Raw genomic sequence first — 26,030 nt, forward strand, 5'->3', positions numbered from 1 at the left:
CCCGCCCGGCCGGGCCATGGCCGGCCCGCCCGGGCCACCCCGCCGGGCGCCGGCAGCAGGACCACCCAGCACACACCCGGTGCGACCCACCGGAACGAAAAGGAGCAGCAGGTGACCACGGCTCACCACGTCGCCGACCGGCCGAGCGGGCCGGACGCCCGTACGGGCGGACCCCGCACCAGCGGGCCCGCCGACACCGTCGGCGCCGCCACCTCGCTGCTCGACGCCTACGAGCCCGGCCGGGCCCGGTTCTTCGCCTCCCCGACCCGTACCCTGCTCGCCCACGGCGTACGGGCCGAGGTGCCGCACGGCACCGCCCCCGTGGCGCGGCGCGTCGCCGAGACCCTCGCCGCCCGCGTACGGGCCGGCGACGCGGCCCCGGTCGTCGTCGGCGCGATCCCCTTCGACCAGGCCGCGCCCGCCGCGCTGGCCGTGCCGGAGGCCGTCCGCTGGGCGCCGCCGCTCGCCGAGGACCCCCTGATCGCCCTCCCCGCCGCCGCCCCCGGCGCGGCCCGCTGGGACGTCCGGCCCGTGCCGGAGCCCGCCGGCTACGGCGCCGCCGTCGCCGAGGCCGTGCGCCGCATGCGGCGCGGCGACTTCGCCAAGGTCGTCCTGGCCCGCACCCTGGAGCTCGCCTCCGACCGCGACCTCGACCTGCCCGCCCTGCTCCAGCGCCTCGCCCGCCGCGACCCCTCCGGCTACACCTTCGCCCTGCCCACCGGCCCCGGCCGCACCCTGCTCGGCGCGAGCCCCGAACTGCTGGTCTCCCGGCGCGGCGGCACCCTCGTCGCCAACCCGCTGGCCGGCTCCACGCCGCGCAGCGCCGACCTCGCCGAGGACGTCCGCCGCGCCGCGGCCCTCCTGGAGTCGGAGAAGGACCTGCACGAGCACGCCGTCGTCGTCGACGCCGTCCGCGAGGCCCTCGCCCCGTACTGCCGCACCCTGCACGTGCCCGAGCGGCCCACGCTGGTGCGCACGGCCGCCATGTGGCACCTGTCGACCACCGTGACCGGCGAGCCGGCCGACCCGGCGGTGTCCGCGCTGGAGCTGGCCTCCGCGCTGCACCCCACGCCCGCCGTCTGCGGCACCCCGACCGCCACCGCCCGCGGTGTCATCGGCGAGCTGGAGCCCTTCGACCGCGGCTTCTTCACCGGCATGGTCGGCTGGGGCGACGCGAACGGCGACGGCGAATGGGTCGTCACCATCCGCTGCGCGGAGGCCGAGGAGCGCACCCTGCGGCTGTACGCGGGGGCGGGAGTCGTCGCGCAGTCCTCGCCGGAGGCCGAGACGGCCGAGACCGGCGCCAAGTTCCAGACGTTCCTGCAGGCTGTGGGGGTTGACCAGTGACCGAGACGACCGACGCTCCGGGCTATCCGGCCGAGTTCGCCGAGCGCTACCGCGCGGCGGGCTACTGGCGCGGAGAAACGTTCGGGCAGATGCTGCGCGACCGCGCGCGGGCGCACCCGGACCGCGTCGCGATCGTTGAGCCCGCCGGGACACTGCGTGGGGAGGATGCCCGCCGCTGGACGTACGGCGAGCTCGACGCGCGCGCCGACCGGCTGGCCGCCGGCCTCCTCTCCCACGGCATCGGCAAGGGCGACCGCGTCGTCGTCCAGCTCCCGAACGTCGCCGAGTTCTTCGAGGTCGTCTTCGCGCTCTTCCGCATCGGCGCCCTCCCCGTCTTCGCGCTGCCCGCCCACCGCGAGACCGAGATCCGCCACTTCTGCGCCTTCACCGAGGCCGCCGCGTACGTCATCGCCGACGTCAGCGAGGGCTACGACTACCGCGAGCTGGCTTCGAAGGTGCGCGCCGAGGTGCCCACCCTCAAGCACGTCTTCGTCGCGGGCGACCCCGGCGAGCACACCGCCCTGTCCGCCGTCCCCGCCGAGCCGGTGGCCGTGCCCGACGCGCCCGCCCCGCACGAACTGGCCTTCCTCCAACTCTCCGGCGGCTCCACGGGCGTGCCCAAGCTCATCCCGCGCACCCACGACGACTACATCTACTCGCTGTGGGGCTCCAACGAGATCTGCGGCGTCGATGAGAACAGCGTCTACCTCTGCGCCCTGCCCGCCGCCCACAACTTCCCCCTGAGCTCCCCGGGCACCCTCGGCGCGCTCTACGCCGGCGCCCGTGTCGTCCTCGCCCCGCGCCCCAGCCCCGACGTCGCCTTCCCGCTCATCGAGGCCGAGGGCGTCACGATCACCGGCCTCGTCCCGCCGCTGGCCCTCGTGTGGACCGAGGCCGCGGCGGAGACCCCCTACGACCTGAGCAGCCTTCAGGTCCTGCTGGTGGGCGGCGCGAAGTTCAGCGAGGAGGCGGCGCGCCGGGTGCGCCCGGCCCTCGGCTGCACTCTCCAGCAGGTCTTCGGCATGGCGGAGGGCCTGGTGAACTACACCCGGCTGGACGACCCCGAGGAGACCATCGTCACCACCCAGGGCCGGCCGATCTCGCCCGACGACGAGGTCCGCGTCGTGGACGACGAGGACAACGACCTGCCCGCCGGGGCCACCGGTCACCTGCTGACCCGCGGCCCGTACACCATCCGCGGCTACTGGCGGGCCCCCGAGCACAACGCCACGGCCTTCACCGCCGACGGCTTCTACCGCACCGGCGACGTCGTCCGGCGCACGGAGAGCGGCCACCTCGTGGTCGAGGGCCGGGCCAAGGACCAGATCAACCGGGGCGGCGAGAAGGTCGCCGCCGAGGAGATCGAGAACCACATCCTCGCCCACCCGGCCGTGCACGACGCCGCCGTCGTCTCCATGCCCGACGCCTACCTCGGCGAGCGCACCTGCGCCTACGTCGTCCTGCGCGAGGGCGCCGGGCCCGTCAAGTCGATCGCCATCAAGAAGTTCGTCCGCGAGCGCGGCCTCGCCGCGTTCAAGGTCCCCGACCGGGTGGAGTTCGTGACGGAGTTCCCGCAGACGGGCATCGGCAAGGTGTCGAAGAAAGACCTCCGCGCGGCCATCGCCGCACAGGTCGCCGCCGCAGCGGCAGCAGAGCGCTGAGAACGCTGAGAACCGAGAAAGGGTCACCGACCACCATGGCACTGCCTGCCATCGCCCCCTATCCCATGCCGCGGGCGGCCGACCTGCCCGCGAACAAGGTCGCCTGGACCGCCGACCCGGCCCGCGCCGTGCTGCTCGTGCACGACCTCCAGAACTACTTCCTCGACGCGTTCGAGGCCGGGACCTCGCCGGTCACCGAACTGCTCGCCAACGTCGCCGCCGTGAAGAAGGACTGCGACCGGCTCGGCGTCCCCGTCGTCTACTCCGCCCAGCCCGGCGGCCAGAGCCCCGCCGAGCGCGGCCTCCAGCAGGACTTCTGGGGCCCGGGCCTGCCGGACGACGAGCGCGCCAAGGCCATTGCCGACGCCGTCGCCCCCGCCGAGGGCGACACCGTCCTGACGAAGTGGAAGTACTCCGCGTTCGTCCGGACCGACCTCGCCGAGCGGATGGCCGCCCAGGGCCGCGACCAGCTGATCATCGTCGGCGTGTACGCCCACATCGGCGTCATGATGAGCGCCTGCGACGCCTGGATGCGCGACATCCAGCCCTTCCTCGTCGCCGACGCCGTCGCCGACTTCTCGGCCGAGGACCACGCCACGGCACTGCGCTGGGCCGCCGCCAAGTGCGCCGTGGTGACCACCACCGACCGGCTCTTCGAAGGGGCGTAACTCCCATGGCACTCACCCTCGAACAGATCCGGGCCGACGTCGCCGACGTGCTCGGGGAGGACCCCGCCGACATCCCCGACGACGAGAACCTCGTCGACTACGGCCTCGACTCGGTGCGCATCATGACCCTCGTCGAGCGCTGGCGCCGCGACCACGGCACCGACGTCACCTTCGTGGCCCTCGCCGAGCAGCCGGCCATAGAGCAGTGGGCACCGCTGCTGGGGGCGGGAACGTGAACGCCCGCACCCTGGACCGGGCGGGGGCGCGTCCCCTGCCCGGCCCCTCCGGCGCGGGACGGTCCCCCGCGCCGGAGGGGCTGCCCCTGACGGCCGCCCAGACGGGCATGTGGTTCGCCCAGGCCCTCGACCCCGGCAGCCCCGCCCTCGGCACCGCCGAATACCTGGAGATCCACGGGGACATCGACCCCGTGCGCTTCGCCGAGGCCCTGCACCGCACCGTCGGCGAGGCCGACGCCCTGCGCGTCCGCATCACCGGCACCCCCGACGGGCCCCGCCAGCTCCCCATCGCCGTCGAGGCCCCCGGCCACGGCTTCCCCCTGCACACCGCGGACCTGCGCGCCGAGCGCGACCCGCACGCCGCCGCCCTCGCCCGGATGCGCGCCGACCTCGCCGAGCCCTTCGACCTCGCCCGCGGCCCCCTCTTCTCCCACGGCCTCTTCCGCACCGGCGACGAGCGCTGGCTGTGGTACCAGCGCGTCCACCACGCCGTCCTCGACGGCTACGGCTACTCCCTCGTCGCCCGCCGCGTCGCCGAGCTCTACACCGCCCTGGCCACCGGCGAGGACCCGTCCCCCAGCCCCTTCGGCCGGCTCGCCGACCTTGTCGCCGAGGACGCCGCCTACCGCGACTCCGCCACCCGCACCCGCGACCGCGCCCACTGGCTCACCGCCTTCGCCGACCGCCCCGAGGCGCCCGCCCTCGCCTCCTCGCCGGGCCCCGCCCTGCCCTCCCGCGGTCACCTGCGCGCCACCGCCCACCTCGACCCGGAAGCGACCGCAAGGCTACGCCGCCTGGCCGCGTCCGTCCGGGCCACCTGGACCGACGTCCTCCTCGCCGCCCAGGCCCTCTACGTCGCCCGCGCCACCCGCAGCCAGGACGTCGTCCTCGGCCTGCCCATGATGGGCCGCATGGGCTCCGTCGCCCTGCGCGTCCCCGGCATGGTCATGAACGTGCTGCCGCTGCGCCTGACGGTCACCCCCGGCACGACCTTCGCCGAACTGGTCCACCAGACCGTCCTCGGCATCCGGTCCGCCCGCCGCCACCAGCGCTACCGCTACGAGGACATCCGCCGCGACCTCGGTCTCCTCGGCGAGGGCCGGGCGCTGACCGGCCCGCTCGTCAACGTCATGCCCTTCGACTACGGGCTCACGTTCGCCGGCGCCCGCGCAGGCGCGCACAACCTCGCCCCGGGGCCCGTCGACGACCTGACCATCGGCATCTACGACCGCGCCGACGGCAGCGGCCTGCGCATCGACTACGACGCCAACCCCGCCCGCTACGGCCAGGACGAGCTCGCCGCCCACCAGGCCCGCTTCCTCGACCTGCTGACCCGGCTCGCCGGGCGCGACCCGCACCTGCCGACCGGCGGCCTCGCCCTGGCCACCGCCGCCGAGCGCGAACAGGTCCTCGCCGAGTTCAACGACACCGCCGCCGAAGTCCCGCCCACCACCCTCATCGGCCCCGTCGAGGCCCGCGCCGCCCGCACCCCGCACGCCACCGCCCTCGTGTGCGGGACCGAGACCCTCACTTACGGCGACCTCAACGCGCGTGCCAACCGGCTCGCCCGCCACCTCGCCGGCCTCGGCGTCCGCCCCGGCACGATCGCCGCCGTCGCCCTGCCGCGCTCCACCGACCTCGTCGTGGCCCTCCTCGCGGTCCTCAAGGCGGGCGGCGCGTACGTGCCGCTCGACACCGCCGACCCGGCCGCGCGCCTGCGCGAGGTGCTGGAGAGCGCCGCCCCGGTGTGCGTCGTGACCGACCGCGCCGGCACCGCCGCCCTGCCCGCGGGCGCGCCGCCCGCCGTCGCGCTCGACGACCCCGCGCTCCGCGAGGAGCTCGCCGCGCACCTGCCCACCGACCCCGGCCGGGCCCTGACGCCCCAGCACCCCGCGTACGTCCTGCACACCTCCGGCTCCACCGGAGCCCCCAAGGGCGTCGTCGTGCCGCACTCGGCGATCGACAACCGGCTGCGCTGGATGCAGGCGCAGTACCCGCTCGCCCCCGGCGACCGCGTCCTGCACAAGACCCCCGCCGGCTTCGACGTCTCCGTGTGGGAGCTGTTCTGGCCGCTGCGCGAAGGCGCCACCCTCGTCGTGGCCGGGCCCGAGGCCCACCGCGACCCCGCCGAGCTCGCCCGGACGATCCGCGAACACGGCGTCACCGCCGCCCACTTCGTGCCCTCGGTGCTCCAGCTCTTCCTCGCGGTCCCCGGCGCGGCGGGCTGCACCGGGCTGCGGCACGTCTTCAGCAGCGGCGAAGTCCTGCCCCGCGCCACGGCCGACGCCTTCCACCGGCTGCTCCCCGGCACCCTGCTGCATAACCTCTACGGGCCGACCGAAGCGGCTGTCGACGTCACCCACCACACCTGCCGCCCGGGCGACACCGGGCCCGTCCCCATCGGCCGGCCCGCCCGCAACACCCGCCTCTACATCCTCGACGAGGCCCTGCACCCCTGCCCGCCCGGCGTCCCCGGCGAGCTCTACCTCGCCGGCGCCCAGCTCGCCGACGGCTACCTGGGCCGGCCGGACCTCACGGCCGAGCGGTTCTTGGACGACCCCTTCGCGGGGCCCGGCGCGCGCATGTACCGCACGGGCGACCTCGCCCGCTGGCGGACGGACGGCGAGGCCGAGTACCTCGGCCGCACCGACCGCCAGGTCAAGCTGCACGGGCGCCGCGTCGAACTCGACGGCATCGAGGCCGTCCTGCTGGCCGACCCCCGCGTCCAGGCCGCCTGCGCCGTCGTCCGCGAGGACCGGCCCGGCGACCGGCGGCTGGTCGCCTACGTGACTCCGGCCTCGGCGGATGCCGCCGCCGAGGCCGGCCCCGACGCCCTGCGCGGTGTCCTGCACGAGGTGCTGGCCGCGCGCCTGCCCGCGAGCACGGTGCCGGACGCCGTCGTGGTCCTGGACGCCTTCCCCACGGGCCCCAGCGGCAAGCTCGACCGCGCGGCGCTGCCCGCCCCCGCGGCCGGGGCGGACACCGGCGGCCGCGCACCCGCCGGGCCCCGCGAGGAGACGCTGACGCGGCTGTTCGCCGAGGTGCTCGGGCTGCCGCACGTCGGCGTCGACGACAGCTTCTTCGCTCTGGGCGGCACGTCCTTGCTCGCGGCGCGGCTCGTGGCCCGGATCCGGGATGTCCTGGGTGACGATGCCTCCGGTGACGGCTCGACCGGTGAAGACGGTTCCCTCGTCCTGGGCACTCTCTTCCGCGCGCCCACCCCGGCCGGCCTCGCCCGCCGGCTGGGCGGCGGGGACGGCACCGCCCTGGGCGCCCTTGATCTCGTTCTGCCGCTGCGGGCGACCGGAAGCCGTACGCCCCTGTTCGCCCTGCCTCCGGCCGCCGGCCTCGGCTGGTGCTACACCGGCCTGCTCGCCGGCCTCGGCCCCGACCAGCCCCTCCACGCGCTCCGGGCCCGTGGGTTCGCGCCCGGCGAGGCGCTGCCCGTAACGCTGGAGGAGATGGCCGCGGATTACGCGGACCGCATCCGGGAGGTCCAGCCGTACGGCCCCTACCGGCTGCTGGGCTGGTCGGCGGGCGGTGTCCTCGCGCACGCCGTCGCCGTACGGCTTCAGGAGGCCGGCGAGAAGGTTGAGCTCCTCGCGCTGCTCGACGCCTACCCGGCGGGCGCCGCGTTCGAGGAACAGGCCGTCCTCGGCGCCCTGCTGGACATGGCAGGCTGCGCCTGTGACGGCCCCCTCACCCGGGACGGCGTGCTCGCCGCCCTCCGCGCGGACGGCGGCCCGTTCGCGGCGCTGACCGGCGGGACGCTGCAATCCGTGGTCGACGTCGCGCTCTCCACGACGGCCCTGGCCGGGCGGCACCCGCACCGCGTCTTCGACGGCGACGTCCTCTTCTTCACCGCGGCGGGCTCCACGGACCCGGCCGGGCCCGTGCCGAGTCAGGCGTGGCGGCCCTACGTCACGGGTAGGGTGATCAACCACGATGTCGGCTGCGCGCACGCACACATGACGCGGCCGGGACCGATCGCGGAGGTCGCCGAGGCGGTGACCCGCCACCTGGGAGAGGGCTGAGCGGATGGGCGTGAGCGGCGGGCCGGGCATACGGCCCGGGCTCCTCGGCGAGGACCCGCTGCCGGGGGCGTGGACACCGGGCGGGCCGCCGCGCGTATGGCTGCTGAACCTCACCGGCCTGCGGCCGGGCGGCTCCACGAACGAAGGCGCGGGGGCCGGCGAGCCGCGGGGTGACGGCCTCGGGGCCGGCGTCCCGGCAACCGGTGCGCTGCCGGACGACGGGCCGCGACCAGGTGCCGTGCCGGGCGAGGGCCTCCCGGACGGCGGGCCGCAGGCGGGCGGCAGCCCGCTCGACGCCCCGTTGCGGGACTACGCGCGCATCCTCGACCCCGAGGAACGGGCCCGCGCCGCCGCGTTCGTGCGGGACCTGCACCGTCACCGCTATATCGCCTCCCACGTCGGGCTGCGGCTCCTCCTCGGCGCGTACCTGGCCACCGACCCGGCCGCCGTCGTGCTCGTGCGCGAGCCGTGCCCCGGCTGCGGCGGGCCGCACGGCCGTCCGGCCGCCGCCGGCGCGCCCCTGCACTTCAACCTCTCGCACGCGGGCGACCTCGCGCTCTTCGCCTTCGCGGACACCCCGGTCGGCGCGGACGTCGAGCAGGTCCAGCCCGCCGAGGTGGTCGACGAGGTGGCGCGCGTCCTCCACCCCGACGAGACCGCGGAGCTGGCCGCGCTGCCCGCGGCGCGGCGCCCGGAGGCGTTCGCGCGCTGCTGGACGCGCAAGGAGGCGTACCTCAAGGGCACGGGCACGGGCTTGTCGGAGAACCCGTCCGTGACGTACGTCGGCGCGGGCCCCGCCCCGGCCTGCCCCGCGGGGTGGACGCTGACCGACGTCGCGGCCCCGCCGGGGTACGCGGCGGCCGTCGCGGTCGCGAACGCGCCCGGGCCGCACAGGCCGTAAGGGCGCGAGGGCGCGCTCCGGGAGCGCGCGGAGGCGACCGGCCGAATATACGGCGCACAGCCCGGCGGCATTCCCCCGAATTGCCTATAACCTGACTGGTCCGCGGAGGGTCGTGACACCTCGGGGGGACCATCATGCCGACCTCTGCTTCGATCATTCTGTTCGTCTTCGGGGGCCTCATGGTCCTCATCTCCCTGCTGGGCAGCGGATTCTCGGTCCGGGAAATCTCCTTTCCCCGGATCAGCCCGGTGATCCGGTCCACGGCGGCGCTGCTCGGGGCCGCTCTCGTAGTCACCAGCATTGTCCTGCTGGCAAATAAGGATTCCGGAAAGGCGGTGGCCGATCCTCCGCCGGGAACCGTGCCGCCGAAATCCGCACCGCCCTCATTACCGGCGCCGCCCTCGTCATCGCCGCCCGTCCCGCCGTCCTCGGCCGCCCCGCCGCCGCCGGCACCCGATCCGGGGAAGCCCCGGTCCTCGGGGGCGACCGCGTCCCTGCTCGCCCACGTGCCCGACACCATCCGCCCGAGCTGCTCCGACGGCGACGCCTCCAAGTTCCCGGCGTCGGTCGTCGCCGTGGTCGCGTGCACCCCGGCCGGCGGATTTCCGGTGATCTACGCCCAGTTCGTGGACGACATCAGCACCCAGGGCGGATTCCAGCGGCTCGTGAGCGGCGTCGCCTTCACACAGAACTCGTGCGGGCCGGCCACTCCGCTCAGCGGCCGGCAGAAGTACAGCAACACCGGAAAGCAAGTCGGCGAACTCGCCTGTCACCAGGACCCGGACGACGGCGACGCCTATCTCACGTGGTCGAGTGAGGACGTGAAGATCATCGCGCAGGCCCACGCCCCGCTCACCTCGTACGGGCAACTGCTCTCCTGGTGGAAGACCGCGGGACCGCTGCACGGAACGGCCACGTGAGGAAGCGAGAAAGCGGAATGCTGACCTCTCTCCGGAATTCCCGGGAGCCGTGATGCCCGCCGCCGCCGACTTCGTCCTGGAAATCAGCGGCGGGACCGGCGGGCAGTACGCCGTGACCGTCTCCTCGCCCGCCGGCGAGGGGGCAGCCTCGGTCGCCCTGGAGCCCGGCGCCATCGGTGCCCGCCTCGCCGACCTCCAACGCGCCGTCCTCGCCTCCTCGGTGACGCCGCGCGCGGCGGCCCTCGGCCTGGAGCGGCCCGTACGGGACGTGGGGGAGCGGCTCTTCCACACCGTCTTCGACGGGCGCCTGCGCGGCCTGTACCTCGCCAGCCGCCAGCGCGCCGCCGAACGCGACCAGCCGCTCCGCGTGGTCCTGCGCATCCGCGCGCCCGAACTCGCCGCCCTGCCCTGGGAACTGCTCCACGACGAGGACCTCGGCGGCTACCTGTGCCTGCGCCAGCCCCTCGTCCGCTACGTCGACCTGCCCGAGCCGCTGGCCCCGCTGCGCTCCGAACCGCCCCTCAAAGTCCTCGGCATGACCTCGCTGCCCCGCTCCCGCGCGCCCCTCGGTGCCGAGAGCGAGCGCGCCGCCCTCGCGGTCGCGCTGCGGCCGCTGACCGAGCGCGGGCTCGTCGACCTCGACTGGGTCGAGGGCCAGACCGCGGACGACCTCTCCCGCCGGCTCCTGCGCGGCTGCCACGTCCTGCACTTCATCGGGCACGGCGCCTACGACCCCCGGCGCCACGAAGGCATGATCACGCTGGCCGGCGCGGACGGGCGCGAGCACCACCTGCACGCCTCCGCCCTCGCCTCGCTCCTCAGCGTGGCCCGGCCACGGCCTCAACTGGTCATCCTCAACAGCTGCCAGAGCGGCATGGGCAACGCCGAAGACCTCTTCTCCAGCACCGCCGCCGTCCTCGTGCGCTCCGTGCCGGCGATCGTCGCCATGCAGTTCGCCGTCACCGACAAGGCGGCCACGCGCTTCGCCGCGTCCTTCTACCAGGCGCTGGCCGGAGGGCGCACCGTCGACGAGGCCGTACGGGTCGGGCGGATCGCCCTCGTCGTCGACAAGGACGACAGCCTGGAGTGGGCGACCCCCGTCCTCTACCTGCGCGGCGGGGACGCCCGCCTCTTCGACATGCCGGAACCGGCGGGGGAGCCGGGGGCGGACCCGCCGGCAGCGGGGCCGCCGCACGGGCCCGCCGCCGTTCCGCCGCGGCCGGTGCGGCCACCGGACGCCGGCAGCCCTGCCGGCCCGGAACCGGGCGGTCCGCCCGGCCCCCGCATCACCTCACGCGTCCTCAACGCCCGCCAATGGGTGCAGGCCCTCGCCTTCCACCCCGACGGCAGACGGCTGGCCACCGGATCCCGCAGCCGCGTCAGAGTGTGGGACGCCCTGACCGGCAACCGGATCTGGGAACAGACCGTGGGCGGCTGGCTCTCCTCCGTCTTCGCCGCCGCCTTCAGCCCCGGCGGCCGCCGCCTCGTCACCGGCGGCGCCGACAACACCGTCCGCGTCTGGGCGGCCGCCGACGGCGAGGAACTGCTGCGCCTGCACCACGACCACGTGGTCTTCGGCGTGGCCTTCAGCCCCGACGGCTTCCGCGTGGCCTCGGCCTCCGCCGACCGCACCGTCCGGCTGTGGGATTCCACCGGCGGCGACCCCATGCTGCGCATCAAGCACGACCAGGTCGTCACCGACGTCGCCTTCAGCCCGGAGGGCGCCCGGCTCGCCTCGGCCTCCGCCGACCGCTCGGTGCACGTGTGGTCGCTCGGCGGCGACGCCCTGCTGCGCCTGCGCCACGACCACCCGGTCAAGGCCGTCGACTTCAGCCCCGACGGCGGCGGGCTCGCGACCGCGGGCGACGACGGCTGCGTCCGGGTGTGGGACGCGGGCACCGGCCACCAGCTCCTGCTGGTCCGGCACGCCGCCGCCGTAAAAGACGTCGCCTTCAGCCCCGACGGCCACTGGCTCGCCACGGCCTCCGCCGACCGCACGGCGGGCCTGTGGTCCACGACGGACGGCACCCGCGCGCTACGGGTCCAGCACCACGACACGGTCCTCTGCGTGGCCTTCGGCCCGAACGGCACGTGGCTGGCGAGCGGCAGCGAGGACAAAACGGTCAAGCTGACGCCGGTGCCGGGGGAGCGTGGCTGATCGCGACGGGGCCGGCGGGCCGAGCGCGGGGCCTGCCCGGGGCGTGGGCACCACCCCCGAGGGGGCGCCAGACGGGCCCTCGCCGCGGCCTCGGCCCGATCGGAGACCGCCCGTCCGCCGCCGCAGCATGCGGATCGTGGTTGCCCGCGGTGGCGGCGGAAGAGACGGCCCGCCGCGGTGGCGGGAAGCTATCGCGCTGCGAGCCTGGCGGCTTGTGTGGTTGTCGCAGCGGTAGTTCGCCGTCGTCCCGGCCACCGCTGGTGGCGTCCCCTGTCGCCTCGCACGGATCGTGGTGGCCCGCCGTGGCGGCGGCAAAGGCTGCGCGCTGCAACGGCGCGTAGCCCCCGCTCGGCGAGGACCCGGCGGAGTACGTGGTCGCCTCAACCGGCGGTTCGCCGTGCCCTGTCGGCCGCGGCAGTCCGGCCACCGCCGCAGCATGCGGATTGCCCTTTCTCGCCGTTACGGCGAAAAAATGGCCCGCCGCAACGGCGAGTAACCCCCGCGGCGAGGGCTCGGCGGCATACGCGGACACCGCAACCCGCGCGTTCGTCGTGATCCGGCAGACAGGCCCTGGCCCTCGGCCGGAGCCTCCTGCCAGACTGCCCGGGTGATCAAGTCCCAGCAGTCCGCGCAGGCCTGGGCCGCGCTCGGCGGTGCGCCCGCGCTCCTGGACGCCGTCGCCTACGGCGGCCCCCGCGGCACGCTGCCGGCGCGGCTGCCGGTGCGTGAAACGGCGCGGGCCACCGTCGCCGTGGCCGCCCTCGCCGCCGCCGAGCTGGCCGCAGCCCGCCGCGGCGGCACCCCGCCCGCCGTGCGGGTCGACGACGGCGCCGTCGCCACCGCGTTCGTCAGCGAGCGGCACCTGCGCGTCGGCGGACGCGCCGCCACCGCGTTCGCGCCCCTGTCCCGCTTCTGGCGCACCCGCGACGGCTGGATCCGTACGCACGCCAACTACCCGCACCACCGCGCCCGGCTGACCGAGGCCCTCGGCCTGCCCCGTACGGCCGCCGGCGGAGACGACGAAGACCTCGTCGGCCGCGCCGCCGAAGAACTCGCCCTGCGCGACGCCGAAGAGATCCAGGAGACCGTCACCGCGGCCGGAGGCCTGGCCGTCGCCGTGCGCTCCGCCGCGCAGTGGGCCGCGCACCCCCAGGGCGCCGCCGTGGCCCGCCGCCCGCTGCTCACCCTGGAGCGCATCGCCGACGGCCCCGTACGCACCCTCCCGCCGGACCCGGCAACACCCGCGGAGGGCCTGCGCGTCCTCGACCTCACCCGCGTCATCGCCGGCCCCGTCGCCACCCGCACCCTCGGGCTGCTCGGCGCGGACGTGCTCCGGCTCGACCCGCCCGGCATCCCGGAGAGCCAGGACGCGCACAACGACACCGGGTTCGGCAAGCGTTCGGCCGTCCTGGACCTCGCGCACCGCGCCGACCGGGCGGCCTTCGAGGAACTGCTCGCCCGCGCCGACGTCGTCGTGACCGGCTACCGGCCCGGCGCGCTCGACCGCCACGGCCTCTCTCCCGAGGCCCTGGCCGAGCGGCGACCGGGCCTGGTCATCGGCCAGTTGAGCGCCTGGGGCACGGACGGCCCCTGGGCCGGCCGGCGCGGCTTCGACAGCCTCGTCCAGGCGGCCTGCGGCATCGCCGTGACCGAGGCCGCCCCCGACGGCACCCCCGGCGCCCTGCCCGCCCAGGCCCTGGACCACGGCACCGGCTACCTCCTCGCGGCCGCCGTCCTGCGCGCCGTCACCGAGCAGCGCACCACCGGCGGCACGCGCCTCGCCCGCCTCTCCCTCGCGCGGACGGCGCACTGGCTCACCTCGGACCTCGTACGTGACGAGGCCGGACCCGCCGCAGGAGACGCGTACCAACCGGGCCCGTGGCTCACCGAAGCCGACGGCCCGCTCGGCCGCGTCCGCTACGCCCTGCCGCCCGTGCACGTCGAGGGCGCACCGCGCGACTGGTCGAAGCTCCCCGCACGCTGGGGCACCGACGCGCCGGAGTGGCGTTGACGGCCCGTAGCGCCACGGGCGCCGGACCGTACGATGACCCCATGCCGGAACCGGAATGGCTCGCCGAGGGCCCGCGCGTCGCGATCCGCCCCGTGACGCCCGCGGACGGCCCGGAGTTCACCCGCCTCGTGCGGGCCAGCGAGGCCCTGCACCACCCGTGGCTGTCCATGCCCGCCACCGAAGCGGACTTCGCCGCGTACGCCGCCACCCTCGACGGCGAGCAGCGCGCGGGCCTCCTCGTATGCCTGCGCGAGACCGGCGCCCCGGCGGGCTTCATCAACATCAACAACATCGTGCGCGGCCGCTTCCAGTGCGGCGCCCTCGGCTACGGCGCCTTCGTGCCCGGGGCGGGCCGCGGCCTCATGAGCGAGGGCCTCGGCCTCGTCCTGCGCCACGCCTTCGGCCCGCTCGGCCTGCACCGGCTGGAGGCGAACGTCCAGCCGGGCAACGCCGCGTCCCTGGCCCTGGTCAAGCGCAACGGCTTCCGGCTGGAGGGCTTCTCCCCGGCGTACCTCTTCATCGACGGGGCGTGGCGCGACCACGAACGCTGGGCGATCACCGCCGACATGCTGCCGGACCACGACGGGTAGGCACTCCGGGCCGCCCGCGCACCCACCGGACCACCAAGCGTGAGAAGGGTTGCCGTGCCCACGACCATCCGACGAGCCGTCCTGACCCTGCCCGCCGCCCCGCTCGGCGCCGAGAACCCGCTGCCCTCCCTCCGCACGGCCCGCGACGTCCACCGCCTCGACGCGGCACAGCGCAAGGGCCTGCCCGCCGACATGGCCCGCCAGACGGGCTACGAGCCCCTGCGCTCCGTCCTGCCCGTGCGCCGCCGCGACCACTACACCCGCAAGCGCGCCCTCACCGACGTCGACGCGATCGTCATCGAGAACGACCGGCTGCGCGCCACCGTCCTGCCCGGCCTCGGCGGCCGCGTCCACTCCCTCGAACACAAGCCGGCGGGCCGGCACCTGCTCTACGCCAACCCCGTCCTGCAGCCCGCCCACTTCGCGCTCAACGGCGCCTGGTTCTCCGGCGGCATCGAGTGGAACATCGGCGCCACCGGCCACACCCCCCTGTCCGTGGCCCCGCTGCACGCCGCCCGCGTGCCCGCGCCGGACGGCGGGGAGATGCTGCGCCTGTGGGAGTGGGAGCGGCTGCGCGACCTGCCGTTCCAGGTCGACCTGTGGCTGCCCGACGGCTCGGACTTCCTCTACGTGGGCGTGCGCATCCGCAACCCCCACCACCGCCCCGCGCCCGTCTACTGGTGGTCGAACATCGCCGTCCCCGAGGAGGCGGGCGCGCGCGTCCTCGCCCCCGCCGAGGCGGCCTGGCGGTTCGGCTACGAGCGCAGCCTGCGCCGGGTCCCGGTGCCCGCATGGGAGGGCGCCGACCGTACGTACCCGCTGAACAGCACGCACGCCGCCGACTTCTTCTACGACGTGCCCGGCGGGGAGCGCCGCTGGATCGCCTCCCTCGGCGCGGACGGCCGCGGCCTCGTGCAGACCTCGACCGACGCGCTGCGCGGCCGCAAGCTCTTCGTCTGGGGCTCGGGCCGCGGCGGCCGCCGCTGGCAGGAGTGGCTCACCGAGCCCGGCACCGGCGGCTACGCCGAGATCCAGGCCGGGCTCGCCCGCACCCAGCTGGAGCACGTACCGCTGGAGCCCGGCGGCGCGTTCGCCTGGCTGGAGGCGTACGGCCCGCTGGCCGCGGACCCCGCCGCCGTCCACGGCGCCGACTGGGCGGCCGCCCGCGGCGAGGCGGCGGCCCGGCTCGAAGCGGCCCTGCCCCGGGCCGAGGTGGACGCGGCGTACGCGGCGTGGCGCCCGTACGCCGACACCGAGCCGAAGGAGAGCCTGCACACGGGCTCCGGCTGGGGCGCCCTCGAAGCCGCGCGCGGGCACTACGACCTGCCCGGCACGCCCTTCCCGCCGGAGACGCTGGGGGAGGAGCAGGCGCCCTGGCTGCGCTTCCTGCGGACCGGCTCGCACCCGTCCCCGGACCGGGCGCTGCCGCCCCCGCCCTCGCTGGTGTCGCCCCAGTGGCGCGAGCTGCTGGAGACGACCGACGGGGCCGACCTCTGCGGCGCCTACCACCTCGGGGTCGCCCGCTGGCACACGGGCGACCGCTCGCAGGCGGTCCGCGCCTGGGAGGGGGCGGGCCGGCTGTGGTTCGTCAAGCGCTGCCTGGCCTTCGCCGACGCCGAGGACGGCCACCCCGAGCGCGCCGCGGACCGCTACCTGGAGGCCTTCGAGGACGCCTGCGCCGAGCAGCGCGAGAGCCCCGCCTGGACCGCCGCCCTGGCCGCGCTCGGCGAGGAGGCCGCGGAGGCCCTGCTCGCCGCGGACCGGCCCGCCGACGCCGGGGCCGTGCTGGACGGCCTGCGCCCCGGCACCCGCGAGCGCGGCCGCTTCCAGCTGCTCCGGGCCCGGGTGCTGCTCGCCCACGGCGACGCCGCGGCCGCGCGGGAGATCTTCGACCGCGGCTTCGAGGTCGCGGACCTGCGCGAGGGCGACGAGTCCCTCGGCGAGACCTGGTACGCGACCGAGGAGGCGCTGCTGGCGGGCGGGGGCCCGGTCACACGGGAGATCCGCGCCCGGGCGCGCGCGAAGGAGCTGCCCCCGCAATACGACTTCAGGATGCGGCCGGCCCCGTAAGGCCCGCCCAGGCCCGCCCGTACCCCGCGGACGCAACCCCCCAGCGCTTTCCGGCCCCCTCATTCTTGACCGATCGTTCTGGAAAACGCTACCGTCAACGCGTGGCCAGGACCAAGGAGTTCGACCCGGACGCCGCGCTCCAGTCGGCCCTCGACCTGTTCTGGCGGCGCGGCTACGAGGCGACGTCGATGGCCGACCTCGTCGGTCACCTGGGCATCGCCCGGGCGAGCCTCTACGCGACGTTCGGCAGCAAGCACGAGCTCTACCTCAAGGCGCTGGAGCGCTACGGCGAGCAGCGCGGCCCGCGCATCGCCGAGGAGCTGTCGCGACCCGGCCCGGCCCTGCCGGCCGTGCGGCAGCTGGTGGCCCGCTTCGCGGAGGAGGCCGCCGGGGACGACCTGCGGCGCGGGTGCTTCGTCACCAACACCGCCGTCGAGCTGGCACCGCACGACCCCGACGCGGCCCGCGGCGTCGAAGAGAGCTGGCTCGCCCTGGAGCGGGCGCTCACCTCGGCGCTGACCCGGGCCGCGGACCAGGGCGAACTGCCCCCCGGCCGCGACCCCGTGGCCCTCGCGCGGATGCTGCTCGTCCTGATGCAGGGCATGCGGGTGGTCGGCAAGGTGGTCCCGGACCGGGCCCGGATCCGGGACGCCGCGGCGCAGGCCCTCACCCTGCTGGACCGAACGTGACGGACGGACCGAACGTGACGGACTCCTGCTCCTTTTCCGGACCGCTGCCGCCGCCACGGCATCTCATGCAACACACCGGCCTTTTTGTGTTTCACCGCTGAGGAGTCTCGACATGACCGCACGCTTCACCGGCAAGACCGTCCTCGTCACCGGAGGCGGCACGGGAATCGGCCAGGCCATCGCCCTCGCCTTCGCCCGCGAGGGCGCGCGCGTGGTCGTCGCGGGCCGCAGGGAGGAGCCCCTGAAGGAGACGGTCGCCTATGTGGAGGCGGAGGGCGGCGAGGCCGTCGCCGTCACCGCCGACGTGACGCGCTCCGAGGACGTCCAGGCGCTCGTGGAGCGGACGGTCGCCCGCTTCGGCGGCCTCGACGTCGCCGTCAACAACGTGGGCCTGGCCGTGCCCCCGGCCAAGGTCGCGGACGTGCCCGAGGAGGACTGGGACCGGATCGTCGAGACCAACCTCAAGGGCGTCTGGCTGTCCATGAAGTACGAGATCGGGCACATGCGCGCCCACGGCGGCGGCGCCATCGTGAACATCGCGTCCAACGTCGGCGCGCACCGCAGGAAGCCCGGCTTCGGCGCGTACACGGCCACGAAGGCGGCCGTCTCCGCCCTGACCCGCAACGCCGCCCTGGACCACATCGGCGAGGGCGTGCGGATCAACGCCGTCAGCCCCGGGCCCGTCGAGACCCCGATGTCCTCCCGCCCCGGCGAGTCCTCGCTGGACAAGGCCGAGCGGATGCGCCGCGAGGTGCCGGCCGGCCGCGCGGGCACCCCCGACGAGATCGCGGCCGCCGTGCTGCACCTCGCCTCCGACGAGGCCGGCTACACCGTCGGCGCCGACCTCGTCCTCGACGGCGGCGTCACGGCCTGACGGCCGCCGCCTCCTCCACCGTCCCGGGATGCCCGGCGGCGGGGGCCTGCGCCTCCGCCGTCTCCCCCGCCTGCACCGCCGCGCGGCGGGCGGTCAGCCACACGTACACGAGGATGCCCGCGAAGAGGAACAGCACGCCCTGGTAGACGGCCGCGTACCCGGCGCCCGCCACCAGCCAGAAGGAGAAGGCGAAGGCGCCCAGCGCGAGCGCCATGTCCCGGACGAAACGGCCCGTACGGACCTTGTCGCGCCGCCCCGTCAGCAGGAAGTACACCTGCGCGGCGGCGGCCAGCAGGTAGGGGACCGTCGCGGAGAACGTCGTGATGAGGACGAGGATCTCGAAGACGCCGCCCACGCCCGACGTGTAGTTGACGACGGTCAGGCCCGAGGCGAGGACCGCGGCGGCGAGCACGCCGAACGTCGGCACGCCGCGCTTCTTCTTCCCGAAGGCGGCCGGGAACAGCCCGTCCTTCGCGGCCGCGTACGGGGCCTGGGCGCTCATCAGCGTCCAGCCGTTGAGCGCGCCCACGATGGAGATCACGGCGCAGACGGCGATCAGCGTGCCGCCCCAGTGACCGCCGAACATCACGTCGACCGCGTCCGAGAACGGGGCCGTGGACTCCACCAGCTTGTCGTGCCGCACGGTGCCGAACACCGAGACCGTGCCCAGCAGGTAGACCAGCGCCGCGCCCACGGTGCCCAGGACGCTCGCGCGCCCCACGTTGCGCTCCGGGTCGCGCACCTCGCCCGCGCTCATCGCGGCGGACTCCACGCCCACGTACGAGTAGAGGAGGATCGCCGCCGACGCCGTCAGCCCGCCGGTCCAGTTGCCGTCGGCCGTCGTGAACGAGCCGAGGTTGTCCGGGTCGAAGAAGAACAGGCCGACCACCGCGACGAACAGCAGCGGCACGAACTTCATCACCGTGGAGACCATCTGGACGGCGCCCACCCAGCGCGTACCGGCCAGGTTCGCGAGCGCCGGCAGCCACAGCATGGCCAGCGCCATGGCCAGGTCCCCCGCCATGGGGCCCTTGCCGGTCATGACGTGCAGATAGCCGACGCCGGCCACCGCGAGGGCCGCGTTGCTCACCCACGTCATGGTCCAGAACGACCACGCGGACAGGAAGCCGGCGAAGTCGCCGAAGGCCTCGCGCGCGTAGACGTACGGGCCGCCCGTGCGCGGATGGCGCCGCGCGAGCCGGCCGAAGACGAGCGCCAGGGCGATGGCCCCGACGGTGAGGACGCCGAACGCCAGCAGGCTGACCGTGCCGAACGGGGCGACGGACGCGGGCAGCAGGAAGATCCCGCCGCCGATGATGTTGCCCATGACCAGGGCGGTGGCGGTCGGGAGGCTGAAGCGGCGGCTGTGCGTGCCGTCGGTGTCGTGCATGAGGGGGTGTGCCTCTCGGGTCCAGCGGGCAGGTTCGCCAGGATGTGCGACACGACATGGTGACCGGAGCTGAGCAGTCCGCAAAATCCTTTGTTTTTGTCCCGCCGCCCCCGCCCGGCGGCCGCAAAAGTGGCTGCGATCAGGCCTTGCGGCAGTGATTCGTCCACCCGCGCTCCCTGCACGATCCACGCGGGCCCCCTGCACGGTCCACTCGCCGTCACCCTCCCGCCCGTGTCGCCCCGCTCCGCACCCCCTGATCTGCCAAGGTGGACGGGGGCGGCGGCCCGGGGAACGGTGCCCGGGGCCGGACAGGTGCTGCCGCCCCGGTGCGGACGGCGCGGCGGTCGGAGGTACGGACGGATGCAGCCCAGCTTTCCCGCGCTCCCGGCCGGCACCACGCCCGAGCGCGGGCTGCCCGTCCTGCCGGAGCTCGCCGCGCGCCTCGCGCGGGCCGCCCGGGACAGCGCGCCCGAACCCGTCGGCGGCGGCCCCGCCCTGCGCGCCGCCGCCTGCGGCTACTGGGCCCGGCGCGGCCTGCCGACCGCCCCCGAGCACGTCCTCGCCGCCCCCGGCGCGCAGCCCCTGCTGCTCGCGGTCCTCGCGGGCGCCGGCGGCGACGTCCTCCTCACCCGCCCCTGCGCCGCCTGGTACCCGCCGCTCGCCCGGATCGCCGGGCGCCCCACCTACCACGTGCCGGTGCCCGCCGAGTGCGGCGGCGTGCCCGACCCCTTCGCCCTGCTGGAGACCGTGCGCCGGATCCGCGCCGAGGGCGGCAGGCCGCGCGTCCTCGTCCTGTCGCCCGCCGACGACCCCACGGGCTCGGTCACCCCGCCCGAGCTGCTGCACGAGGTGTGCGAGGCGGCCGCCGCCGAGGAGCTGACGATCGTCAGCGACGAGACCTGGCGCGACATGCGCCACGACCCCGGCGGCACGGTCTTCCTCGGCCCGGCCGAGATGTGGCCCGACCACGTCGTCGTCCTCACCGACCTGACCGGCGGCCTCTTCCCCACGGCCTGGCCCGCCGCCGTGGCCCGCTTCCCCGCGGGCGGGCGCGGCCCCGTCCTGCGCGCCCGCGTCACCACGGCCCTCGCCGCCGTACGGGCCGAGCTGACCCCGCCGGTCGCCGCGGCCGCCGCGTACGCCCTCGACGAGCCGGAGCCCGTCCGCGCCCGCGCCGCCGCCGCGGTGCGGCTCTACGGGGCGCTCGCCCGCGCCGCCCACGAGCGGCTCACCGCGGCCGGCGTGCTGAGCAGGCCCCCGCAGGCCGGCCCCTACCTCTACGCCGACCTCGGCGAGCTCCGCGCCCCGCTCGCCGCCCGCGCCATCACCGACTCCGTGGAACTGGAGGCACACCTCAGCACCGCCCTCGGCCGCCCCGTGCCGGGCGGCCACCGCTTCGGCGACCCGCCCGACGCCCTGCGGGTCCGGATCTCCACGCCGCCGCTCCTCGGCACCACCGACGACGAGCGGCAGCGCGCCCTGGACTCCCCGGACCCGCTGGCCGCCCCGGGCGTCGGCGACGCACTGACCGGTTTCGGATCGGCCTTCGCCCGGCTCGCGGGCGGCTGACCTACCGTCGATCTGTCATGCGCCGCCCCGCCGCTTCGCCGCCCGGCCGGTCCGCCGCAGCCGGCCGTGCGGGGCCCGGCGCCCCGGCCGGGCGCCGCGCCGCACCGCCCCGGTTCCCCAGCGATTGGAGCCCTCCCGATGACCGAACAGACCGAGCGCCCCCTCGCAGAGCCGCACCCCCTCGCCGCGCCCCGCCGGCTCGGCGAGTACCGCCTCTGGCCCAAGTCGTTCGCCGACCGCCTCACCGCGCCCCTGCCCGGCGTCCGCGCCCTCGCCCGGCTGGCCCGCGAAGGCCGGCTGCGCCCCCGGGCCGAGGTGCTGCGCGACGTCGCCGCCCTGCCGGTCGCCCCCGGGCCGCTGCCGGCCGTCGACGCCCGCACGACCGCGGTCACCTGGGCCGGGCACGCCAGCTGGGTGCTGCGCATCGGCGGCCTCACGGTCCTCACCGACCCCGTCTGGTCGCGCAGAATCCTCGGCACGCCGCCCCGGCTCACCCCGGTGGGCGTCCGCTGGGAGGACCTCCCACCGGTCGACGCGGTCCTCATCAGCCACAACCACTACGACCACCTGGACGCGCCCACCCTCAGGCGGCTGCCCCGCGACACCCCGCTCCTCCTGCCGGCCGGCCTGGCCCGCTGGGCCCGCCGGCGCCGCTTCACACGCGTCACCGAGCTCGACTGGTGGGAGGCGGTGGAGCTGCCCGGCCCGGCCGGCCCCGTCCGCTGCGACTTCGTCCCCGCCCACCACTGGAGCAAGCGCACCCTCACCGACACCTGCCGGTCGCTGTGGGGCGGCTGGGTGCTCACCGCGCCGGGCGGGCAGCGCGTCTACTTCGCGGGCGACACCGGCTACGGGCACTGGTTCGAGCGCATCGGGCGGCGCTACGGCGGCATCGACCTCGCCCTGCTGCCCATCGGGGCCTACGACCCGCGCTGGATGCTGGGCACGGTCCACACCGACCCGGAGGAGGCCGTCGCCGCGTGCCAGGACCTGGGCGCCCGGGTGATGGCCCCCATGCACTGGTCGACCTTCATCCTCTCGGCCGAACCCCCGCTGGAGCCGCTGCACCGCGTCCGCGCGGCGTGGGAGGCGACGGGCCGGCCGCGCGAGGACCTGTGGGACCTGCCGGTGGGCGGCTCGCGCGTGCTGCCCTGCTGAGGCCCTGCGCTGTACGGTCTACGGGCGGTTGTGCGGGCGCGGTGTCTTCTACGGGCGCGCGTCGAGGGAGTGGACACAGACCGGGACCCCGTACTCCGGATGGGTCGTCTCCCGCTCGCGCCGCATCCCCAGCTTGCGCAGGACCGCGGCCGAGGCGTCGTCGGCGGGATGGTGCACGCCGACGACCCTGGCCAGCCCGCGGTCGCGGAGCGCGAAGTCCAGGACGGCGCGGGCGGCCTCGGTGGCCAGGCCGGGCTCCCGGAAGGGCCGGCCCAGCCGCCAGCCGAGCGCCACCGCCGGCAGGATCTCGGGCAGCGAGGACGGCACGGACAGGCCCGCGAAACCGGCCAGCCGGCGCGACTGGCGGACCTCGACGGCGAACAGGCCCACCCCGCGCTCGTCCCACTCCCGCTCCCAGGCGGCGATCGCGGCCGACGTCCGCTCCCGGTCGTGCACCGAGCCGTCCCCGGCCCAGCGCATCACCTCCGGGTCGGCGTTGATGGCGGCCATCGGCTCGAGGTCGTCCGCGTGCCAGCGGCGCAGCGTCAGACGGGGCGTCAGCAGTGTGCGTGGGGAGGCCATGCGGGCATCCTGCCCAGTGCCGTGGCGATTACCCGACCGGGCGGCCGCCCCGGCCGGAAGAGCGGGTCATGCCCTCAGACCCGGCGGCCCAGCTGGGCGAGCAGCCGCGTCTGGGCGTCGGCGCCGGGCGGCGGGTCCACGGGCTCGGCGAACAGGCCCGTCCCCGAGAGGCTGTCGATGTAGGGCTCCACCTCGCGCCGGACCAGCTCGACCAGCGGCTTCGGCAGCCGCTCGTCCGCGCCGATCGCGCGGGCCAGGTCCCACGCGTGCACGACCGCGTCCGCCACCATCTGCGAGCAGTACGCACGGGCGGACGACGGCCCGGAGGACAGCTCCACCGTCCGGTCGAGGGCCCCGGGCGCCTCGAAGGCCTTGCGCGCGGCGGCCTCCGCCGCGTCCCACACGGCCACCGGGTCGTCGCCGAGCCGGTCGCCGTCGAAGGAGTCGCCGACGTCGTCGATGGACGAGCCGTCCAGCAGCGGCGGCACCCAGAGCTGCTCGACGGCCAGATGGTTGACGAGGTCGCGTACGGACCACTCGGTGCAGGGCGTCGGCTCGTCCCACTGGCCGGGGCGGATGGCGTGCACGCGCTCGGTGAAGAGTCCGAGCGCTTCCTTGTGCCGGGTCAGCAGCGTCGCATCGGTCATGCGGCCATTGTCGGCGCGCGGCGTCCGGGCGGCTACTCCCCGCCCCCGGCGCCGGACGCTTCCGGCCCCCAGGCCCTCGAACGCTTCCGGCCCCCGGCGTCGGACGCCGCCGGCGGGGTACACGTGCGCCATGCGGAAGATCGTGAGCTCCTGGGACCGGGCGGCCTTCCTCGCCGTCGCGGCGCACCACTGGCCGGGCGGGGACCGCGTCCTGCCCCGCCTGTCGCGCAGCGCGAACCACGGGCTGCTGTGGTTCGGCCTGGCGGCGGGCGCGGCCCTGGCCGGAGGGCGCCCCGCGCGGCGCGCCGCCCTGCGCGGAGCCGTGTCCCTGGCGGTCGCCTCCGCGGCCGTGAACACCGCCGGCAAACGGTCGGTGCGGCGCGTACGCCCGGTCCTGGACTCGGTGCCGGCGGTCCGGCGACTGTCCCGGCAGCCCATCACGACGTCGTTCCCGTCCGGCCATTCGGCGTCCGCGGTCGCCTTCGTGACGGGCGTCGCCCTGGAGAACCCCCTGTGGGGGCTGGCCCTCGCGCCGCTGGCCGCGTCGGTGTGCTTCTCGCGCGTCTACACCGGCGTCCACTATCCGGGTGACGTCCTCGCCGGGGCCGTACTGGGGGCGGGCGCCGCCTTCGCCGTCCGCGGCATCGCCCCCACCCGCTCCCAGCTCGCGCCCCCGGCCCGGCCGCGGGCGGACGCCCCGGCGCTGCCGCGCGGCGAGGGCCTGGTGGTGGTCGTGAACACCGGCTCCGGGCAGCGAGCCGTCGCCCGCCCCGACCCGGCGCAGGCGGTGCGCGCGGTGCTGCCCCGCGCGGAGGTCGTCCCGTACGGGCAGGAGGGCGCGGACGGGGGAGGCGGGGAGGACCTGGAGAAGACCCTGGAGGCGGCCGCCCTGCGTGCCCGGGAACGGGGCGGCGCCCTGGGCGTGTCCGGCGGCGACGGCACCGTCAGCGCCGCGGCCGCCGTGGCCCACCGCCACGGGCTGCCGCTGGCCGTCCTGCCGGGCGGCACGTACAACCACTTCGCCTACGACCTGGGCATCGAGACCCTGGCGGACGCCTGCGGGGCCGTGGAGACCGGCGAGGCGGTGGCGGTCGACATGGTGCGGGTGCGCGACGGCGACGGCGCCGACCTGGGCCGGTTCCTCAACACCTTCAGCATCGGCGCCTACCCCGACCTCGTCCGCGTCCGCGAGCGGTGGGCCCCGCGCACCGGCGCCTGGCCCGCCGGGGTGCTGGCCGCCGTGCACGTCCTGCGCACGGCGCGCCCGGTCCGCCTGAGGGTGGACGGCAAGCGCCGCCGCCTGTGGATGCTCTTCGCGGGCAACTGCACGTACCGCGGCCTGGGCCTCGCCCCCGTGCGCCGGCACGACCTGGCGGACGGCGTCCTCGACGTCCGCACCGTCTCGGGCGGCCCGCTGGCCCGCACCCGGCTGCTCGCGGCGGCCCTCGCGGGCGGCCTGAAGCACTCCCCGGTGCTGCGCACGGCCCGCGTGCGGAGCCTGCGGATCAGCGGCATCGCCGAGGGCACGCACCTGGCCTGCGACGGCGAAGTCGCGCCCGCACCCGAGGTGGTGACGCTGAAGAAGGAGAACGAGGCACTGGTGGTGTACCGCAACTTGTCCGATTGGTGAGACGGGACTCTCGTCATCCGAGATGAGTGCCTACGGTGCTGTCATGGCTTCCGACGACACCACCGTGTACACCCACGGCCACCACGAATCGGTCCTGCGCTCGCACAGCCGGCGCACGGCCGGCAACTCCGCCGCGTACCTGCTGCCGCACCTGCGACCGCACATGGAGGTCCTCGACGTCGGCTGCGGGCCCGGCACCATCACCGCCGACCTGGCCGCGCTGGTCCCGCAGGGCCGGGTCACCGGCCTGGACGCCGCCGGGGAGGTGCTCGCGGCGGCCCGCGCGGTCGCCCGCGAACGGGACCTGGGCAACGTCGCCTTCACCGTGGGCGACCTGCGCGCCCTGGACTTCCCCGACGACTCCTTCGACGCCGTCCACGCCCACCAGGTGCTCCAGCACGTGGGCGACCCCGTCGGCGCGCTGCGCGAGATGCGCCGGGTCTGCCGGCCCGGCGGCATCGTCGCCGTCCGCGACGCGGACTACGCCGCCATGACCTGGTACCCGCGCGTGCCCGGCCTCGACGCGTGGCAGGAGCTCTACCAGCGGGTCGCCCGCGCGGGCGGCGGCGAGCCCGACGCGGGCCGCCGCCTCCTGTCCTGGGCCCGCCAGGCCGGCTTCACCCGCACCACGGCGACGGCGAGCGCGTGGTGCTACGCGAGCGATGAGGAACGCTCCTGGTGGAGCGGGCTGTGGGCGGACCGGACCGTCGCCTCCGCGTACGCCCGGCTGGCGGTCGACGGCGGCCATGCGGACCACGCCGCCCTCGACCGGATCGCCGGCGCCTGGCGTCTGTGGGGACGGCACGAGGACGCGTGGTTCGCCGTCCTCAACGGTGAACTCCTGTGCCGCGCATGAACCGCCCCGCATCGCCCCGCCGCTCCAACTAGCCTGGTC

Annotated in this window: 20 protein-coding genes; 17 read left to right on the forward strand and 3 right to left on the reverse strand. The window is 76.0% G+C overall.

Annotated features, from left to right (window positions below; genetic code table 11):
• Positions 1-216 precede the first annotated feature (216 nt).
• From dhbC to PS271_RS24640, 13 genes are all read left to right on the forward strand, one after another.
• Positions 217-1,347, forward strand: a complete 1,131-nt coding sequence (gene dhbC / locus PS271_RS24580; protein WP_398387045.1) for an isochorismate synthase DhbC — start codon at positions 217-219, stop codon at positions 1,345-1,347.
• Complete coding sequence (locus PS271_RS24585) at positions 1,344-3,008, forward strand: (2,3-dihydroxybenzoyl)adenylate synthase (RefSeq protein WP_398384681.1); 1,665 nt, start codon at positions 1,344-1,346, stop codon at positions 3,006-3,008. The genes dhbC and PS271_RS24585 overlap by 4 nt, the downstream gene beginning before the upstream one ends.
• Positions 3,009-3,043: 35 nt before the next feature.
• Positions 3,044-3,676 carry an isochorismatase family protein gene (locus PS271_RS24590; protein WP_398384682.1) on the forward strand — a complete coding sequence of 211 codons (633 nt, stop codon included), beginning with the start codon at positions 3,044-3,046 and terminating at the stop codon, positions 3,674-3,676.
• Between the two features lie 5 nt (positions 3,677-3,681).
• Complete coding sequence (locus tag PS271_RS24595; protein WP_120755643.1) at positions 3,682-3,912, forward strand: phosphopantetheine-binding protein; 231 nt, start codon at positions 3,682-3,684, stop codon at positions 3,910-3,912.
• On the forward strand, positions 3,909-7,946 hold the full coding sequence (locus PS271_RS24600; protein WP_398384684.1) for a non-ribosomal peptide synthetase: 4,038 nt from the start codon (positions 3,909-3,911) through the stop codon (positions 7,944-7,946). Before PS271_RS24595 ends, PS271_RS24600 begins: the two co-directional genes overlap by 4 nt.
• Before the next feature lie 10 nt (positions 7,947-7,956).
• On the forward strand, positions 7,957-8,847 hold the full coding sequence (locus tag PS271_RS24605) for a 4'-phosphopantetheinyl transferase superfamily protein (protein WP_398384685.1): 891 nt from the start codon (positions 7,957-7,959) through the stop codon (positions 8,845-8,847).
• A 134-nt stretch (positions 8,848-8,981) separates the two neighbouring features.
• Entirely contained in the window at positions 8,982-9,767 is a 786-nt protein-coding gene (locus tag PS271_RS24610) for a hypothetical protein (protein ID WP_398384686.1), read from the forward strand.
• Positions 9,768-9,819: 52 nt separating this feature from the next.
• A complete protein-coding gene (locus PS271_RS24615) occupies positions 9,820-11,925 on the forward strand; it encodes a CHAT domain-containing WD40 repeat protein (protein WP_398384687.1) in 2,106 nt (701 codons plus the stop codon).
• Positions 11,926-12,532: 607 nt separating this feature from the next.
• Positions 12,533-13,936 carry a CoA transferase gene (locus PS271_RS24620; RefSeq protein ID WP_398384689.1) on the forward strand — a complete coding sequence of 468 codons (1,404 nt, stop codon included), beginning with the start codon at positions 12,533-12,535 and terminating at the stop codon, positions 13,934-13,936.
• A 41-nt stretch (positions 13,937-13,977) separates the two neighbouring features.
• Complete coding sequence (locus PS271_RS24625) at positions 13,978-14,526, forward strand: GNAT family N-acetyltransferase (protein WP_398384690.1); 549 nt, start codon at positions 13,978-13,980, stop codon at positions 14,524-14,526.
• A 54-nt stretch (positions 14,527-14,580) separates the two neighbouring features.
• Positions 14,581-16,596, forward strand: coding sequence for a DUF5107 domain-containing protein (locus PS271_RS24630; RefSeq protein ID WP_398384692.1), 2,016 nt, complete (start codon positions 14,581-14,583; stop codon positions 16,594-16,596).
• A gap of 101 nt (positions 16,597-16,697) precedes the next feature.
• A complete protein-coding gene (locus PS271_RS24635) occupies positions 16,698-17,285 on the forward strand; it encodes a TetR/AcrR family transcriptional regulator (protein WP_398384693.1) in 588 nt (195 codons plus the stop codon).
• Between the two features lie 112 nt (positions 17,286-17,397).
• Positions 17,398-18,159, forward strand: coding sequence for an SDR family NAD(P)-dependent oxidoreductase (locus tag PS271_RS24640; RefSeq protein ID WP_398384695.1), 762 nt, complete (start codon positions 17,398-17,400; stop codon positions 18,157-18,159).
• Here the strand turns inward: PS271_RS24640 and PS271_RS24645 are convergent.
• Complete coding sequence (locus PS271_RS24645; protein ID WP_398384696.1) at positions 18,149-19,549, reverse strand: amino acid permease; 1,401 nt, start codon at positions 19,547-19,549, stop codon at positions 18,149-18,151. The two genes, PS271_RS24640 and PS271_RS24645, sit on opposite strands and share 11 nt — an antisense overlap.
• A gap of 360 nt (positions 19,550-19,909) precedes the next feature.
• Here PS271_RS24645 and PS271_RS24650 point away from each other — a divergent pair, with 360 nt between their 5' ends.
• Both PS271_RS24650 and PS271_RS24655 read left to right on the forward strand, forming a co-directional pair.
• Positions 19,910-21,118 carry a pyridoxal phosphate-dependent aminotransferase gene (locus PS271_RS24650; RefSeq protein WP_398384697.1) on the forward strand — a complete coding sequence of 403 codons (1,209 nt, stop codon included), beginning with the start codon at positions 19,910-19,912 and terminating at the stop codon, positions 21,116-21,118.
• Between the two features lie 138 nt (positions 21,119-21,256).
• Positions 21,257-22,276, forward strand: a complete 1,020-nt coding sequence (locus PS271_RS24655; RefSeq protein ID WP_398384699.1) for an MBL fold metallo-hydrolase — start codon at positions 21,257-21,259, stop codon at positions 22,274-22,276.
• A 48-nt stretch (positions 22,277-22,324) separates the two neighbouring features.
• On the opposite strand, the gene PS271_RS24660 is transcribed toward PS271_RS24655, so the two are convergent.
• Positions 22,325-22,858, reverse strand: a complete 534-nt coding sequence (locus PS271_RS24660) for a GNAT family N-acetyltransferase (RefSeq protein ID WP_398384701.1) — start codon at positions 22,856-22,858, stop codon at positions 22,325-22,327.
• 74 nt (positions 22,859-22,932) lie between these two features.
• The gene (locus PS271_RS24665) at positions 22,933-23,505 is read right to left on the reverse strand and encodes a TIGR03086 family metal-binding protein (protein ID WP_398384702.1); all 573 of its coding nucleotides are present in this window, start codon (positions 23,503-23,505) and stop codon (positions 22,933-22,935) included.
• A 130-nt stretch (positions 23,506-23,635) separates the two neighbouring features.
• Here PS271_RS24665 and PS271_RS24670 point away from each other — a divergent pair, with 130 nt between their 5' ends.
• Both PS271_RS24670 and PS271_RS24675 read left to right on the forward strand, forming a co-directional pair.
• Positions 23,636-25,135: a bifunctional phosphatase PAP2/diacylglycerol kinase family protein gene (locus PS271_RS24670; protein WP_398384704.1), complete on the forward strand. Its 1,500-nt coding sequence runs from the start codon at positions 23,636-23,638 to the stop codon at positions 25,133-25,135.
• 43 nt (positions 25,136-25,178) lie between these two features.
• Complete coding sequence (locus PS271_RS24675) at positions 25,179-25,991, forward strand: methyltransferase domain-containing protein (protein WP_398384706.1); 813 nt, start codon at positions 25,179-25,181, stop codon at positions 25,989-25,991.
• The last annotated feature ends 39 nt before the right edge of the window (positions 25,992-26,030 follow it).

Source organism: Streptomyces sp. SCA2-17, assembly GCF_044336695.1.